General features: G+C 56.8%; 14 protein-coding genes. 9 read left to right on the top strand and 5 right to left on the bottom strand.

The features are described 5' to 3' along the window. Window positions 1-53 precede the first annotated feature (53 nt). The 6 genes from fdrA (at window position 54) to ACRDCA_RS14900 (ending at window position 6,648) form a co-directional block, all read left to right on the top strand. Window positions 54-1,613 (top strand): acyl-CoA synthetase FdrA, encoded by a 1,560-nt coding sequence (gene fdrA, locus ACRDCA_RS14925; RefSeq protein ID WP_438690230.1) that lies wholly within the window; start codon window positions 54-56, stop codon window positions 1,611-1,613. Next, window positions 1,610-3,031: an oxamate carbamoyltransferase subunit AllG family protein gene (locus ACRDCA_RS14920; protein ID WP_438690229.1), complete on the top strand. Its 1,422-nt coding sequence runs from the start codon at window positions 1,610-1,612 to the stop codon at window positions 3,029-3,031. Before fdrA ends, ACRDCA_RS14920 begins: the two co-directional genes overlap by 4 nt. Then, window positions 3,028-3,987: a carbamate kinase gene (locus ACRDCA_RS14915; RefSeq protein ID WP_438690228.1), complete on the top strand. Its 960-nt coding sequence runs from the start codon at window positions 3,028-3,030 to the stop codon at window positions 3,985-3,987. Before ACRDCA_RS14920 ends, ACRDCA_RS14915 begins: the two co-directional genes overlap by 4 nt. 19 nt (window positions 3,988-4,006) lie before the next feature. After that, window positions 4,007-4,399, top strand: coding sequence for an allophanate hydrolase-related protein (locus ACRDCA_RS14910; protein WP_438690227.1), 393 nt, complete (start codon window positions 4,007-4,009; stop codon window positions 4,397-4,399). Between the two features lie 34 nt (window positions 4,400-4,433). Further along, window positions 4,434-5,657 (top strand): cytosine permease, encoded by a 1,224-nt coding sequence (locus tag ACRDCA_RS14905; protein ID WP_438690226.1) that lies wholly within the window; start codon window positions 4,434-4,436, stop codon window positions 5,655-5,657. Between the two features lie 82 nt (window positions 5,658-5,739). After that, on the top strand, window positions 5,740-6,648 hold the full coding sequence (locus ACRDCA_RS14900) for a LysR substrate-binding domain-containing protein (protein ID WP_438690294.1): 909 nt from the start codon (window positions 5,740-5,742) through the stop codon (window positions 6,646-6,648). 3 nt (window positions 6,649-6,651) lie between these two features. Here the strand turns inward: ACRDCA_RS14900 and ACRDCA_RS14895 are convergent, their stop codons facing one another. The 3 genes from ACRDCA_RS14895 to glpT form a co-directional block, all read right to left on the bottom strand. Next, on the bottom strand, window positions 6,652-7,362 hold the full coding sequence (locus ACRDCA_RS14895) for a hypothetical protein (RefSeq protein WP_438690225.1): 711 nt from the start codon (window positions 7,360-7,362) through the stop codon (window positions 6,652-6,654). Window positions 7,363-7,473: 111 nt separating this feature from the next. Beyond that, window positions 7,474-8,553, bottom strand: coding sequence for a glycerophosphodiester phosphodiesterase (glpQ, locus tag ACRDCA_RS14890; RefSeq protein WP_438690224.1), 1,080 nt, complete (start codon window positions 8,551-8,553; stop codon window positions 7,474-7,476). Window positions 8,554-8,641: 88 nt separating this feature from the next. Continuing rightward, window positions 8,642-9,994 (bottom strand): glycerol-3-phosphate transporter, encoded by a 1,353-nt coding sequence (gene glpT / locus ACRDCA_RS14885; protein ID WP_438690223.1) that lies wholly within the window; start codon window positions 9,992-9,994, stop codon window positions 8,642-8,644. Window positions 9,995-10,354: 360 nt separating this feature from the next. Between glpT and glpA the strand changes: the two genes are divergently transcribed. Genes glpA through glpC form a run of 3 tightly spaced genes read left to right on the top strand, consistent with a single transcriptional unit; the run spans window position 10,355 to window position 14,461 of the window. Next, the gene (glpA, locus tag ACRDCA_RS14880; protein WP_438690293.1) at window positions 10,355-12,004 is read left to right on the top strand and encodes an anaerobic glycerol-3-phosphate dehydrogenase subunit A; all 1,650 of its coding nucleotides are present in this window, start codon (window positions 10,355-10,357) and stop codon (window positions 12,002-12,004) included. Next, window positions 11,994-13,265 (top strand): glycerol-3-phosphate dehydrogenase subunit GlpB, encoded by a 1,272-nt coding sequence (gene glpB / locus ACRDCA_RS14875; protein WP_438690292.1) that lies wholly within the window; start codon window positions 11,994-11,996, stop codon window positions 13,263-13,265. Before glpA ends, glpB begins: the two co-directional genes overlap by 11 nt. Continuing rightward, window positions 13,262-14,461: an anaerobic glycerol-3-phosphate dehydrogenase subunit GlpC gene (gene glpC / locus ACRDCA_RS14870; protein ID WP_438690222.1), complete on the top strand. Its 1,200-nt coding sequence runs from the start codon at window positions 13,262-13,264 to the stop codon at window positions 14,459-14,461. The genes glpB and glpC overlap by 4 nt, the downstream gene beginning before the upstream one ends. 38 nt (window positions 14,462-14,499) lie before the next feature. On the opposite strand, the gene ACRDCA_RS14865 is transcribed toward glpC, so the two are convergent. Together ACRDCA_RS14865 and ACRDCA_RS14860 are read right to left on the bottom strand one after the other, a co-directional pair. Next, on the bottom strand, window positions 14,500-15,066 hold the full coding sequence (locus tag ACRDCA_RS14865) for a DcrB family lipoprotein (RefSeq protein ID WP_438690221.1): 567 nt from the start codon (window positions 15,064-15,066) through the stop codon (window positions 14,500-14,502). Between the two features lie 73 nt (window positions 15,067-15,139). Next, on the bottom strand, window positions 15,140-15,574 hold the full coding sequence (locus ACRDCA_RS14860; protein ID WP_438690220.1) for a GNAT family N-acetyltransferase: 435 nt from the start codon (window positions 15,572-15,574) through the stop codon (window positions 15,140-15,142). Between the last annotated feature and the right edge of the window lie 22 nt (window positions 15,575-15,596).

The following is a 15,596-nucleotide window of genomic DNA, read 5'->3' as shown; positions in this document are numbered from 1 at the left end:
GAACCCTTTTGCCCGAATTCCCAGATTGGGCAGATCTCGAACAGGTAAATGCGATGAGTGTAATGCATAAAGTTTTTGCCAATCTCTATCAGGACTCGGTGTCGCTGATGCAGATTTCGGCACAAATCAGCCAGCTCCCCGGAATTGAACAGGCTTCGGTGGTGATGGGAACGGAAACAAACCTCGCTCAACTGCGGGACGCTGGGCTGGACGATGGCTGTAAGGCCGGGCCCAACGACCTGATTATTGCCGTGCGTGGCGAAGAGGCCGCTTGCAACGACGCGTTGGAGATCGCTCATCAGCGGCTCAATAGCAAGCCAGCGGAAGGCGGCTCGGACGGCCCACTGATGCCGCCGTTGGTGAGTCTGGAAATGGCCGTGGAACTTCAGCCCGATATCAATCTGGCGCTGATTTCCGTGCCGGGGGATTACGCGGCAGCTGAGGCCATCAAGGCATTGAATTTAGGCATCAACGTGATGCTGTTCAGCGACAACGTCAGCCTGGAGCAGGAAAAACAGATCAAGTTATTGGCCCAGCGTAACAACCTGTTGGTGATGGGGCCGGACTGCGGTACAGCCATCATCAACGGCCTGCCGCTAGGGTTTGCCAACGTGGTGAAAGCCGGTTCGATTGGCATCGTCGGCGCTTCTGGCACCGGTTTGCAGGAGGTGACCTGCCGTATCGACCAGCTTGGATCCGGGATTTCGCAGGCGTTGGGTACCGGCGGCCACGATCTGCACGAAGAAATTGGCGGGATTTCGATGCTGCACGGGTTACAGGCTCTGGCAGCCGATCCGGCCACCCAGGTGATCGTGTTGATCTCCAAGCCGCCAGCCCGTCCGGTGGCCGAACGCATTCTTGAGCGGGCGCAGGCCTGTGGCAAACCCGTGGTGGTCAACTTCCTGGGGGCGGCTCCTGAGGATATTACCCGTCCAGGGATCACCGCGGTATCTACCTTAGCCGATGCGGCCGAGATCGCCGTCGCGTTGGCTGAAGGTATCGCTGCACCGGCTTCGGTGACGGCCGTTTCACCGCAGGATATACAGATGTTGCAACAGGCCTGCGCCCCGCTATCTGCTTCTCGTCATGCTATCCGTGGCGTTTTTGCGGGCGGCACCTTCTGCTATGAGAGCCAACTGTTATGCCAGCAGCAAGGGTTCAGCGCTGCGTCCAACACCCCGGTAAAAGGTAACACCACGCTGACGGATATCTGGCGTAGCCAAGGGCATACGCTGATCGATATGGGTGATGATGATTTCACCCGTGGCCGACCACATCCGATGATCGATCCGACTCTGCGCAATCAGCGCATTGAGGCGGAACTGAACGACGCGGATACCGCCGTGGTGCTGTTTGATCTGGTGCTGGGCTATGGCGCAGCGGCGGAACCGACGACCGAACTGCTTACGGTTCTGAACCAACACGCTCGTCAGAACGGGCCGTTACTGATTGCCCACGTCTGCGGCACCGAGGCCGATCCTCAACAACGCTCACGTCAGATTGCTGCTTTACAGCAGGCTGGCGTCCTGGTAGCCGGTTGCAACGCCCAGGCGGCGCTGTGGGCCAGCCAGGTGGCTCATATTCAGGCTGAGAAAAACGGAGAAACAGCATGAACCCATTATTTCAGCAGCCACTGAAAGTGGTTAACGCCGGGCTGACCGGTTTTGCCGACAACTTGCAGCAGGCTCAGGGGGACGTGGTGGCTCTGCACTGGCAGCCACCGGCATTGGGCAACGTCCAGGCCGGATTGGATCTGGCGGCGTTAACCCGCCACCCGTTGGTTGAGCAGGCCAACCAGATCGCTTTTGAACGCTACCTCAGCGCCCAGCCGGTATTGGTTGACGTGATGAGCGCCAGCGAGGCTATCCCTGCGATGGCACAGCGTAAGCTAATCCTGCACTCCGGCCCGCCAATTGCCTGGCCCGATATGTGTGGCCCGGTAAAGGGGGCGATCGTTGGTGCGATCCTGTTCGAAGGCTGGGCCAGCGACCACCAGGCCGCCGAACGCCTGGTTACCGAGGGGCAGATTGCTCTCGAACCTTGCCATCATCATCAGGCGGTTGGCCCGATGGCGGGCATTATCAGCCCTTCGATGCCGGTGTGGGTCATAGAGAACAAAACCAATGGCCAGCGGGCGTTCAGCAACTTCAACGAAGGATTGGGCAAGGTGCTGCGCTTTGGCGCCAACAATGAAGAAGTGTTGCAACGCCTGCAATGGATGAGGCAAGAGCTGGCTCCGGCATTAAAGGCCGCAGTGCGCCAGATGGGCGAACTAGAACTGAAGCCACTGATGGCGCAGGCGCTGCATATGGGGGATGAGGTACATAACCGTAACTCCGCTGCTACTGGTCTGTTGATCAAACGTCTGGTGCCAGCGCTTTTGACCTGCAACTTGCCGCTGGAAGCGCTACAGCGCGTGGTGGCGTTTATTACCGGCAACGATCACTTCTTCCTCAACCTGTCGATGGCGGCCTGTAAAGCGATGATGGATGCTGCGACCGGCGTGCCTTACAGCTCGATGGTCACCGTCATGGCCCGTAATGGCGTTAATTTCGGTATTCGTTTGTCTGGCACTGGCGATCGCTGGTTCCAGGCTCCGGCCAACGCGGTTGAAGGGTTGTTCTTCCCTGGCTACGGCGTTGACGATGCTGCCGCCGATCTGGGGGACAGCGCCATCACCGAAACCGCAGGGGTTGGAGGATTCGCCATGGCCTCGTCACCGGCCATCGTGAAATTTGTCGGTGGCACACCGGCGGATGCAACCAATAACAGCCGCCGTATGCAGTTCATCACCCTTGGCGCTAACCCGGCCTTCACGTTGCCAGCGCTGAATTTTGCGCCGACGGCGGCGGGCATTGATGCCCGTAAAGTGGCTGACCGCCAGATCCTGCCGGTGATTAATACCGGTATCGCCCACAAGCAGGCCGGGGTCGGGCAGATTGGCGCCGGGATCACGACCGCACCGATGCCTTGTTTTGTCGAGGCCATCCAGGCGTTGGCCCAGTCACTGCCAGCAGGAGATCGGGTATGAGCAGGCCTTTAGCGGTAGTCGCCGTTGGTGGCAACGCGTTGATCCAGAGCGATCGGCACAACAGCATCCCCGATCAGTATCAGGCAGTGATTGCAACGGTGGAACACGTTGTCGAGATGATCGAAGCCGGTTGGGATCTGGTACTGACCCACGGTAACGGGCCGCAGGTGGGCTTTATCCTGCGTCGCTCCGAGTTGGCGGTGCAAGAAGTGGCACCGGTGCCGTTGGACTATGCCGTTGGTGATACGCAGGGCGCGATTGGCTACATGTTCCAGAAAGCCCTGCATAACGAACTTCAGCGCCGTGGTATTCAACGGCCGGTGGTGGCACTGGTGACGCAAACTCTGGTCAGTGCCGACGACGTGGCATTCCGGCATCCAAGCAAACCGGTCGGTGCCTTCTTCGATCACCAAACTGCGCTGGATCGTCAGCAAAAGCTGGGCTGGACGGTGATGGAAGACGCGGGCCGTGGCTGGCGGCGCACGGTACCTTCACCGGCACCGTTGGAGATTATCGAACGTGAGGTGATCGGCCAACTGTTGGCACAGGGCTGCATCGTGATCGCCTGTGGCGGCGGCGGTATCCCGGTTGTTCGGGATGAGCATCAGCAGTTGCAGGGCGTGGAGGCAGTGATCGACAAAGATCTCGCATCGGCATTGCTGGCTGAGCAGTTGGGGGCGGATCTATTGATGATCCCAACCGGCGTTGAGCAGGTGGCGATTAACTTCGGTACGCCACAGCAGCAATGGCTGGATACGTTGAGTATCGAACAGGCGCAACAGCTACTGCAACAAGGGCAATTTGGCGCTGGCAGCATGCAGCCGAAAATCGAAGCCATTCTGGGATTTGTGATGCACAGCCAACAGCAGGGCAAACACGGTCAGGGTCTGATCACCAGCCCGCAGGCGATTAAGGCTGCTCTGAACCACCAGACCGGCACCTGGATTAAGCCATAACCCATTAGGAGAGAAAACAATGAGCCTGACAACTTTGGTGGCGGTAAACGGCACCCTGATGCGTGGTCTGGAACTGAACGGCAACATGACCAAGGCTGGTGGCGTGTTTGTACGTGAGGACCAAACCGATGCCCATTACCGGTTGTGGAGTATTAACGATCGTCACCCAGGCATGATCCGGGTGATGGAAGGCGGCGTTTCTGTTGCCCTGGAAATCTGGGAGCTGCCGATGGCTTCTTTTGCCACCCTGTTGCTGAGTGAACCCGCCGGGTTGGCGATCGGTAAGGTGAAATTGAGCGATGGCAGCGAGGTGCTGGGAGTATTGGCAGAGCCTTGGCTGGTGGAAGGGCAAAGGGAAATCACCGAGCACGGCAGCTGGCGGCAGTATACCGGTGAGGCCTTCACGGGCTGAGTCGAATGCCGTTTTTACTTACAAGGAGTCATGTATGCGTAAGACAGACGAAAGCATCAATACGGCCTCTGGTTTTCATATTGCGATGATCCTGCTGGGGATTGCGGTCACTCCGGTGCTGCTTTCCTCATCCAGCCTGGGTAGCCAACTCTCTCACTCCAGCCTGATCACCGTGCTGGCATTGGGTGGGTTGATCCTGGCGGTGCTGGCCGCGATTACTATCAGCGTGGGGGAAAAGGCCCGGCTGCCCACCTATGGCATCGTGAAATATCCTTTCGGTGAACGTGGGGCGGTCGCCATTAATATCCTGATGGCCATCAGCCTGTTCGGCTGGATTGCCGTGACGGCCAATATGTTCGGCCACTCGGTGCATGACCTGTTGGCACAACATGGGATGAACCTGCCGATCCCGCTGCTGGTGGTTATCGGCTGCTGTATCTTTGTCGCCTCAACCGCTTTTGGTTTTGCCGTACTGGGTAAAGTGGCACAAATTGCGGTGCCGATCATTGTGCTGGTGCTGTGCTATATCCTGTATGTGGCGACGCACGGGCAGGTGGAACTGGTGCAGAGCGTTGGCAGCATGAACACCGGTGTGGCGGTGTCTACCGTCGTGGGGACGATTATTGTGCTGGTTGCTACCCTGCCGGATTTCGGCAGCTTTGTGCATAACCGCAAGCACGCCCTGATCGGCGCGTTGCTGACCTTCCTGGTTGCCTATCCGCTGCTGTATTGGGCTGGCGCCACGCCAAGCGCTTTGAGCGGGCAAGGTTCATTGCTGGCGGCGATGGCTGCATTCGGTTCGGTCTTACCTGCGGCCCTGTTGTTGGTATTTGCCTGTATCACGGGTAATGCGGGCAATATGTTCCAGGGAACGCTGGTGGTTTCCACGCTGTTGACTCGTTTCCCTAAATGGCAGATCACGCTGGTGTTAGGCATTCTGGCGGCAATGGTCGGCAGCATGGATATCATGACCTGGTTTATCCCGTTCCTGTTATTCCTGGGGATTGCTACGCCGCCGGTGGCTGGGATTTATATTGCCGATTTCTTCCTCTATCGCCGGGACGGCTATCAGGAAAGCGTGTTGGCTGCCGAACCGCCGATCAAGTTGCTGACCTTCGTGGCCTGGGTAGCCGGTTCCGCCGTCGGCTTTATGACCGTTAACGGCATCTTCACTCTGACCACTATTCCTTCTGTGGATTCCATCCTGGTGGCTTGCGTGGGCTACGCGGTGCTAAGCAGAATAGGCCGGCAGAAATAATCGCGTATAATCGAACATAATGAACGGACTGCCAGCGCTTGAGCTGGCAGCCTTGCTGTTGGCACGTTCTCAGGGAATCATTATGTTTATCTCCGACGAAGCTTTACGCGTTGTTCATCTGGTTGCCAAATACCAGAGCATTACCACCGCCGCCGAGCACCTGAATAAAGTCCCTTCCGCGATTAGCTACACGGTAAAAAAGCTGGAGGAAAGCTTCGGCGTCGAGCTGTTCCTGCGCAAGGGCCGCTATATCGAGCTCACCCCGGCGGGCGAATATTTCGTTCAGCACAGCAAAACCATCCTCAACGATCTGGATGCCCTGCGGCGTAATACCGCGTTGATCCATAGCGGCGTGGAGCAGGAGTTGACGATTGCGGTGAACAATATTATCCCGCGTTCGGCGATCGTCGAGTTTGTCTGCGCCTTTGAGCAGGCGTTCCCTTCCACCCGTTTGACCATTGATACCGCGGTGTATAACGGCTGCTGGGATGCGTTGTACGGCAAAAGGGCCAACCTGGTGATCGGTGCGCCGCATGCGGTGCCGAGTACCGAAGGGATCGTCAGCGAATCGATCGGCCATCTGGAATGGGATTTTGTGGTGGGGCCGCAACACCCGCTGGCGATCCAGATTCAGCCGTTGCAGAACACCGAGCTGCGCCAATATCCGGCGATCTGTATTCGTGATACCGCCGTTAACTTCGTGCCGCAGCAGGCCTGGCTGCTGGAAGGGCAAAAGCCGATGTTTGTGCCCGATTTCGCCACCGCCATCGAGCTGATCCAGCGTAACGTCGCCATAGGCTATGTGCCGCATCATCTGGCGCTGCCGTTGCTGAATGCGGGTTCGTTGGTGAAAAAGCCGATGCAGGAGCATAAACACGCCACACAGATCTTTTTCGCTGCCCGCTCTGACGGGATGGGCAAGGTTAGCCGCTGGTGTATGGACTACCTGTTGGCCCCCGCGTTTCGTGCCAAGCTGCATGGGCAACGGTGAGGATCACTCCTGAACCTTACAGACCAAATCATACGACGATAATTTGCCGTCAGGGGTACCCTGGATAAGCTCTATATCCTGATCCAGGCTGCAAAATAAAGCGGCGGCGCTGCGCACCGGTGTGGCGTAGGTAATATCAATGAACAGGCGGTTGGCGTTTTCAACAGGCTGGTTTTTTAGCGCTTTTTTCACCCACTGCTCCAGCTCCAGCGCAATTTTTTGCAGATCATCATTTTCCTTCAGCAGGTAGATATCCACGCTGTTATTCCCCTCAATATCCCGCAATTCACGCTGATATTGTTGCTGCAAACCTTGAGGGAGCAGCAGCGAGAGCCGTTCAGCGGTGGCATAGGTCTGCAAAAAGGCCGCGACCTGCCCAAGTGCCGGAGTGCCAGCCACATGCGGGCCGTGCAGCAGCGGTTTCTTCTTGGTAATGCGGTAGAGATGCGGCTTTTTAACGTGGTGTAGCGTCATGACCGAGGCCAGTAATAGCAGCAGCGTGGTAAACAGTAGCGGGATGAACCAGATGAAGAAGCTGGTTAAATCGGAAAGCGGGTGTGAGTAACGCTCAACATCCTCCGGGCGGAAGAAGCGCAAGATCATCTTGAAAATCAGCCCCTCGTTCAGCGCATCGGTGACCCAACCGGTAAGCACTATGGCGGACAGGGCATAACATGATGTTTTAATATGATGCAGTAATACTGAACGTTCCACGATTGCTTTTCCTTATTAATCGCCGACATCGGTATCCTTTCATCACGTAGGGCAATAAGCAAGGCGGGAAGTCATTCCCCACCGGGCAACCCGGCGGGGAGGGGGAAAGTGTTACTTGTGTTGCCCCTGCTTTTGCAGGAACTGCACGCCCTTGTCCGGGAAGTCGGTAAACACGCCGTCAACGCCCGCCTGATTGTAAATTGCGTCGAACAGCTGGTTCACGTCGGTGACGTATTTCGGCAGCTTATCGGCACGGATGGTGTAAGGGTGCACCGCCATATTGTTGGCATGAGCGTCCTTGACCATTTCGGTCAATACGATCTGGTTCGGCTTGGATTTTTCTTCGACGATCAGCATGTGATAGTCCGGCCCGATGCCGTCGGCATACTGGGCGATCTTTTTCATCGCGCCCGGTTTGAACATCCAGTCGTAGTCATAGTTGACCCACTTGCCATCGGCCTTCTGCTCGTAGGTTTCGTTCCAGTCGGTGTAGGCAATCAGCTGCACCAGCTTCAGATCCATCCCCATCTTGGGTTCCAGCTGATCCTTAATGCGTTTCAACTCGTTGGCATCAAAGCACTGTAGGTAGACGTTGTCGCTCTTGCTGGTGTAGCCGTATTGCTTGAGCACTTCTAACACCTTGCTGGAGATATCTTTCCCTTCCTGCTGGTGGAACCAGGGGGCCTTGATTTCCGGGTACAGGCCAATGTTCTTGCCGGTTGAATGGTTGAGGCCCTGAACGAACTCGATCTCTTCCTGGAAGGTGTGGACGCGGAAGTCGGATTTGCCCATCGGGAAGCGGCCCGGGTAGCTCTGTACCTGCTTACCGTCCTTGATATCAAAGCCTTCGGTGAACTTCAGCGACTTGATCTCAGGCAGGGTAAAGTCGATGGCGTAGTAGCGGCCATCCTTACGCGCCCGGTCAGGGAAGCGTTCGGCGACATCGGTGACGCGATCCAGATAGTGGTCGTGCAACACCACCAGCTCGTTGTCTTTGGTCATTACCAGGTCTTGCTCAAGGAAGTCGGCACCCTGCGCGTAGGCCATCGCCTTGGCCGGTAGCGTATGTTCCGGCAGGTAACCGCTGGCACCGCGGTGAGCGATAACCACTTTATCCGCAGCCTGGGCGGCGTTGAGCATTGAAGTAGCAAGAATGATCCCTGTCAGCAGGGCTTTGGTTTGAGTCCGCATTCTGTGGTGCTCCATGTTGTAGGTCGAGGGGTAAGAAAAGGGCCGCAACGCGGCCCTTGGATTCGATCATGTTAAAACGTGATGGCGATTAACCGCGTTTGGCCGCGATTTCTGCGTGGTGTTTCTTCTCGCTGATCATGGTCAGGATCAACAGGATCACCGCGCCGATGCTGCCGCCGATCATCACCATAAAGCCGCCGTCCCAACCGAAGTAGTCAACGGTATAGCCAACGATGGCGCTCGCAGCCACCGAACCGCCCAGATAACCGAACAGACCGGTAAAGCCTGCGGCGGTACCTGCCGCTTTCTTCGGTGCCAGTTCCAGCGCGTGCAGGCCGATCAGCATTACCGGACCATAGATCAGGAAGCCGATGGTGATCATACAGGCCATATCGATGCCTGGGTTGCCCACTGGGTTCAGCCAGTAAACGATGGTGGCGATGGTCACCAGCACCATGAAGAACACCCCGGTGGCGCCACGGTTGCCTTTGAACACCTTGTCCGACATCCAGCCGCACAGCAGGGTGCCTGGGATACCGGCGTATTCGTACAGGAAGTAGGCCCAGGAGGACTTATCCAGCGCGAAGTGCTTCACTTCTTTCAGGTAGGTCGGTGACCAGTCCAGGATGCCGTAACGCAGCAGATACACGAACACGTTGGCGATCGCGATGTACCACAGCAGTTTGTTTGGCAACACGTACTGCATGAAGATTTGCTTGGCCGTCAGCTCTTCTTCCGCTTCTTCGGTGTAGTCGTCCGGATAGTCGTTTTTGTACTCTTCAATCGGTGGCAGGCCAACAGATTGTGGGGTATCACGCATCAGGGCGAAGGCGATCAATGCCACCAGGATTGCACCAAAGGCAGGCATATACAGCGCTGCGTGCCAGTCGTTAAACCACGCCATACCTAACAGGAACAGCAGTGGAGGCAGGCCGCCACCCACGTTGTGAGCACAGTTCCACACCGAAACGATACCGCCACGCTCTTTCTGTGACCACCAGTGCACCATGGTACGACCACAAGGTGGCCACCCCATGCCCTGGAACCAGCCGCACAGGAACAGCAGCACGAACATCACGGCAATGCTGGAGGTTGCCCAAGGCACAAAGCCCATGAACAGCATTACGGCAGCGGCCAGGATCAGGCCGGCGGGTAAGAAGACGCGGGGGTTGGAACGGTCGGAAACCGAACCCATGATGAACTTGGAAAAACCATAGGCGATGGAGATACCCGACAGCGCAAAGCCCAGGTCTCCACGGCTGAAGCCCTGATCGATCAGGTATGGCATCGCCAGGGTGAAGTTTTTACGCACCAGATAGTAGGCGGCGTAACCAAAAAAGATCCCCATAAATATTTGCCAGCGCAGTTTGCGGTAGAGCGGGTCTACCTTATCGACTGGCACACGGGAAATGTGTGCGGCTGGCTTAAAAATACTCAACATTGAGCGCCTCCGATGGCTTTATCTGTTTATTGCATCAGCAGGAAACGACTGTCCTGAAGATGATTGCGGATACCTGATGTGTTGTTAAATGTTCCATAACGAGCGTAATGCTAGTGAAAACCTACGCATGTCACCGTGATGCATGGCGCATTTGTTACACTTTTATGAAACTGTGGCAGATTCTGAGTGATTGGTTAACATTTTGAAATGGGCAAATAGCATAATTGCGTGACATTGGTCACATCTATGGTTTTTAAAGGCCATAATACTTTCGTTTTCTGTTCGTTATTGTTCCTTATCAAACAAAAACCCTACTAACTGTGGCTAAATAGAGCCATAACCACAGGCTCTGGGGGCATGATGAGCAACAACTCAGCCATCACCGAAACGGACGTGATCATTATTGGCGGCGGCGCTACCGGTGCGGGAATTGCCCGTGACTGTACGCGGCGTGGTCTGCGCTGCATTTTACTGGAAAGGCATGATATAGCGACCGGCGCGACCGGCCGCAACCACGGGTTGTTGCACAGTGGGGCGCGCTATTCGGTCACCGATGGTGAATCGGCACGCGAATGCATTGAAGAAAACCGCATTCTCAAACGTATTGCCCACCACTGTATCGAACGCACCGACGGTCTGTTTATTACCTTGCCTCAGGATTCGTTGGATTTTCAGCAGCAGTTCATTACTGCTTGCCACAGCGCCGGGATCGAGGCCGAGGCCATTGACCCGGCGTTGGCACTACGCCTGGAGCCTGCGGCTAACCCGGCCCTGATCGGTGCGGTACGAGTGCCCGATGGCACCGTTGACCCTTTCCGCCTAACGGCGGCCAATATGCTCGATGCGCGTGAGCATGGCGCGCAGATCCTTACCTATCATCAGGTTACCGGTCTGCTGCGTACCGGCGATCGCGTTACCGGCGTGAGCGTTTTCGACCATCAGGCGGCACGTCAATACGACATTCATGCGCAGGTGGTGGTCAATGCCGCCGGGATCTGGGGCCAGCAAATTGCCGAGTATGCCGATCTGCGTATTCGCATGTTCCCTGCCAAAGGGGCGTTGCTGATCCTGGGCCATCGCATCAATAACATGGTGATTAACCGCTGCCGCAAACCGGCAGATGCCGACATTTTGGTGCCTGGCGATACCATCTCGCTGATTGGCACCACCTCCACTCATATCGATTACGACCAGATTGACAACATGGTGGTGACGCCACAGGAAGTGGATATCCTGATCCGCGAAGGCACGCTACTGTCGCCGAAACTCGCGCAAACGCGCATTCTACGTGCCTATGCGGGCGTACGACCATTGGTCGCCAGTGACGACGATCCTTCCGGGCGCAACGTCAGCCGTGGCATCGTGCTGCTCGACCACGCGGCGCGCGATGGGCTGGAGGGTTTTATCACCATTACCGGCGGCAAGCTGATGACCTACCGGCTGATGGCTGAATGGGCCACCGATCTGGTCTGCGCCAAGCTTGGCATTGATACCGCTTGCACCACGGCGGAAGAGGCGTTGCCTGGCTCTCGTCAGAGCGCTGAAGAAACGGTGCGCAGCGTGGTTTCACTGCCTGCCAGCATCCGTGGCTCGGCGGTGTATCGTCATGGCGATCGCGCCAGCCTGGTGCCTGCTGGCAACCGGCTGGACAACAGCCTGGTGTGCGAGTGTGAAGCGGTGACCGCCGGTGAAGTGCGCTATGCGGTGGATTCTCTTACCGTCAACAATCTGGTCGATCTGCGCCGCCGTACCCGCGTTGGCATGGGAACCTGCCAGGGTGAGCTGTGCGCCTGCCGCGCAGCGGGTTTGTTGACGCGGTTTAACGTGGTGACGCCGCAGCAATCTATCGCCCAGCTGTCCCATTTCCTCAATGAACGCTGGAAAGGTGTCCGGCCGATTGCCTGGGGGGATGCACTGCGGGAGAGCGAGTTCACCAGTTGGGTATATCAAGGCTTATGTGGGTTAGATGCACAGGGTGACGCTAAGCAGGAGGCGGATGATGCAATTTGATGCGGTAGTGATTGGTGGTGGCTTGGCTGGGATGAGCTGCGCAATCCGTTTAGCCGAGCAGGGCAAGCGCTGTGCCGTAGTCAGTTCTGGCCAAAGTGCGCTCTATTTCTCCTCCGGCTCGCTCGATCTGCTGGCTCATTTGCCCGATGGTACCCCGGTGACATCGCCCCTGTCTGCGTTGCCCGCATTGGCGCAACAGGCGCCTCAGCATCCTTATAGCCTGATGGGTGCCACACAGGTAGCCGCGCTGGCAACGCAAGCCGAACAATTGTTGCAACGTTGCGGGTGGCAGATGCAGGGCGATAGCAGCCAAAACCATCTGCGCGTAACCCCGCTCGGGACTCGCCGTGCCACCTGGCTCAGCCCGCAGGCGATCCCGGTTTCTCCCCTGGGCGGCAAGCTGCCATGGCAACATATCGCCGTGCTGGGGATTGAAGGCTTTCTGGATTTCCAGCCGCAGATGGCAGCCAGCTCATTGATGCAGGAGCAGGGCCTCAAGGCGGAAGTCGCCTTTATGCACCTGCCACTTCTGGATCGCCTGCGCAATAACCCTAGTGAATTCCGAGCGGTGAATATCGCCCGCGTGCTGGATCTGCCAGAACATCTGGCGCTACTGGCAGAAGAAGTGTTGCGCCAGGCAGGGGACGCCGAAGCCATCTTGCTGCCAGCCTGCCTGGGGTTAGAGGATGACGAACCGCTGAAGACGTTGCGTCAGTTGGTGGGTAAGCCGGTGTACCTGTTGCCAACGCTGCCGCCTTCCGTACTCGGTATGCGGTTGCATCAGGCATTGCGCCAGCGCTTGCAGCAACTGGGGGGCGTGTTTATGCCGGGGGATAGCGTCTTGCGAGGTAGCTTCGACGGGCAGCGCGTCACCGGCCTGTATACCCGCAATCACACCGATATTCCGCTGCGGGCGCAGCACGTGGTATTGGCCAGCGGCAGCTTTTTCAGTAACGGTTTGGTGGCTGCCTTTGATGGCGTTCGCGAACCGGTGTTTGGCCTGGATGTGTATAGCAAAACCGAACGCGCCGACTGGAGCGACCCCGACCTGTTTGCCCCGCAGCCTTATCTGCAATTTGGGGTTCAGACCGATGCGGCTCTGCGCGCGCTGAAGCAAGGGAAGGCGATGACCAATCTGTATGCTATTGGTGCCGTGGCTGGTGGTTACGATCCGTTGCAGCAGGGTTGTGGGGCCGGGGTTTCACTGCTCGGTGCGTTGCACGTTGCCCAACAGATCCTGGCACAGGAGGTTTCAGCATGAGCCTGTTAACAGACAACAGCTTCGAAAGTTGCATCAAATGCACCGTTTGCACCACCTATTGCCCGGTCGCCAAGGCCAACCCGCTCTATCCGGGGCCAAAACAGGCCGGGCCGGATGGGGAACGCCTGCGGCTGAAAGATCCGGCGCTGTATGATGAAGCGCTGAAGTATTGCACCAACTGCAAACGTTGCGAAGTGGCCTGCCCGTCCGACGTGAAGATCGGCGACATTATCCAACGCGCCCGGGCCAATTTCAGTCAGAGCAAACCGACGCTGCGTGATGCCATTCTCAGCCACACCGACATCATGGGCACACTCTCGACGCCGTTTGCGCCGATCGTTAACGCCACTACCGGCCTGAAGCCGGTACGCAAGCTGTTGGATAAGGCACTGAAGATCGACCATCGGCGCGAACTACCGAAATACTCATTTGGCACCTTCCGCCGCTGGTATCGTCAGCAGGCAGCGCAACAGCAGAGCTATGCCGAGCAGGTGGCTTTCTTCCACGGTTGTTTTGTCAATTACAACCACCCACAGCTGGGTAAAGACCTGATCAAGGTGTTTAACGCCATGGATATCGGCGTGCAGTTGCTTAAGCGTGAGAAGTGCTGCGGCGTGCCATTAATTGCCAACGGTTTTATTGAACAGGCGAAGAAGCAGGCCAAAGTGAATGCGGAGTCACTGCATGATGCGGTGCTGACCAAAGGCATCCCGGTGGTTGCCACTTCGTCTAGCTGCACGTTCACCCTGCGTGACGAGTATCCGCATTTGCTGGACGTAGACACCTCGGCGGTGCGAGAACGGGTGGAACTGGCTACACGTTATCTCTACCGTCTGCTCAGCGAAGGGCGCACCTTGCCGCTCAAACGGACACCGTTGCGGGTGGCTTACCACACGCCATGTCATATGGAGAAAATGGGCTGGACGGCCTATACGCTGGAGCTATTACGGCAGATCCCCGGGCTGGAGCTGGTGGTGCTGGACTCGCAATGCTGCGGTATCGCCGGGACATACGGCTTCAAGTCGGAAAACTATGAAACCTCGCAAGGCATTGGTGCCTCGCTATTTCGCCAGATTGAAGCGAGCGGGGTAGATATGGTGATCACCGACTGTGAAACCTGCAAATGGCAGATCGAAATGTCCACCAGCAAGCGCTGTGAACATCCGATCACCCTGTTGGCTCAGGCATTGGCATAATGCGTTAAGTGGGCCAGCGCGCTGGCCCACAACGGTGATTATTTGATCTTCACCGTATTGAACACGCCTGCCGCCACGTCTTGCGACTGCTGCTGGTTATCTGCTGGCAGCGTGATTTGCAGGGTCACTTGCTTACCATCTGGCATCATACCGAGCAGTACACCTGAATAGGCTTTTTGGCCAGCAACGGTGATCACGGTATCCAGTTGGCGCATTGGCACACCGTTAATCTCAACCGCTTTATTGGTGATGACCTGTAAGTTGGCATCACGGGAGCGTTGCTGCTCTTCCATACGTTTAGCCAGGGTTTCCAGATCGCTTGCTGCCGCCTTGTCCGCAACGATCACGATCACCGCACGTTGGTTGCTGCCGTCGGCATAGATATGCACGTTACTCGGCTGGTTGGTCAGCTTATCGCTCTGATCGGCCAAACCGTTCGGCAGGGTAAAGGTCAGTTTGCCATCCAATAAACTCACCTGTTGGCCACTTGGGACGCTGGCCGCTGCGCTGTCTGCTGGTGCTTTGCTGTCTTTGGTCGCGCCATCACAGGCCGCCAAGCCCAGCACTAACAGGCTGATACCCATCAATTTTGTTACTTTACGCATCTGGTATTCCTTATTCCTTTACGGGGAGAGTTTCTTGGTCGCATGACAGCGTCGAATGACCTGGTAGACGATGTCACAAGATTTTTTTAAGTAATAGACGATAGTCGGCCACTTCGCCTCTCTTTTCCAGAGAGAAAATCTGATAATCGTGACTAATTAGCATCATTAGCATGGCGCGGAACTGATTACGGGTTTTGACCCATAGCTGCTGATAGCCCTGTGTGCGGGCCCAGCGCTCCTGTTCCACCAGCAGGGCTTGAGCAACGCCCTGACGGCGAAAGGCAGGTAAAACCGCCCCCAGCCAGCTGTAAAACTCCCCCGGCCCGGTTTGATAGCCGAGTTTAAAACCGGCCGCCTGGCCATCAATTTCAGCAATCAAGCCGTGAGCGGGATTATCTGCGACGCGTTGTTGCAAATCGCTCAGGCTATGCAGACTGCCAAATTCAGGAATAGTCAGGTAGAGACGGTGGATTTCTTCAAGTGTAGCTTGGCGGGTGGTTAATCGCATGGGCAGTCTCCATAAAGTCAGA

The organism is Serratia sp. (in: enterobacteria) (assembly GCF_051654945.1).
Classification (GTDB): Bacteria; Pseudomonadota; Gammaproteobacteria; order Enterobacterales; family Enterobacteriaceae; genus Chania.
This window is presented reverse-complemented; position numbering and strand designations above follow the sequence as displayed.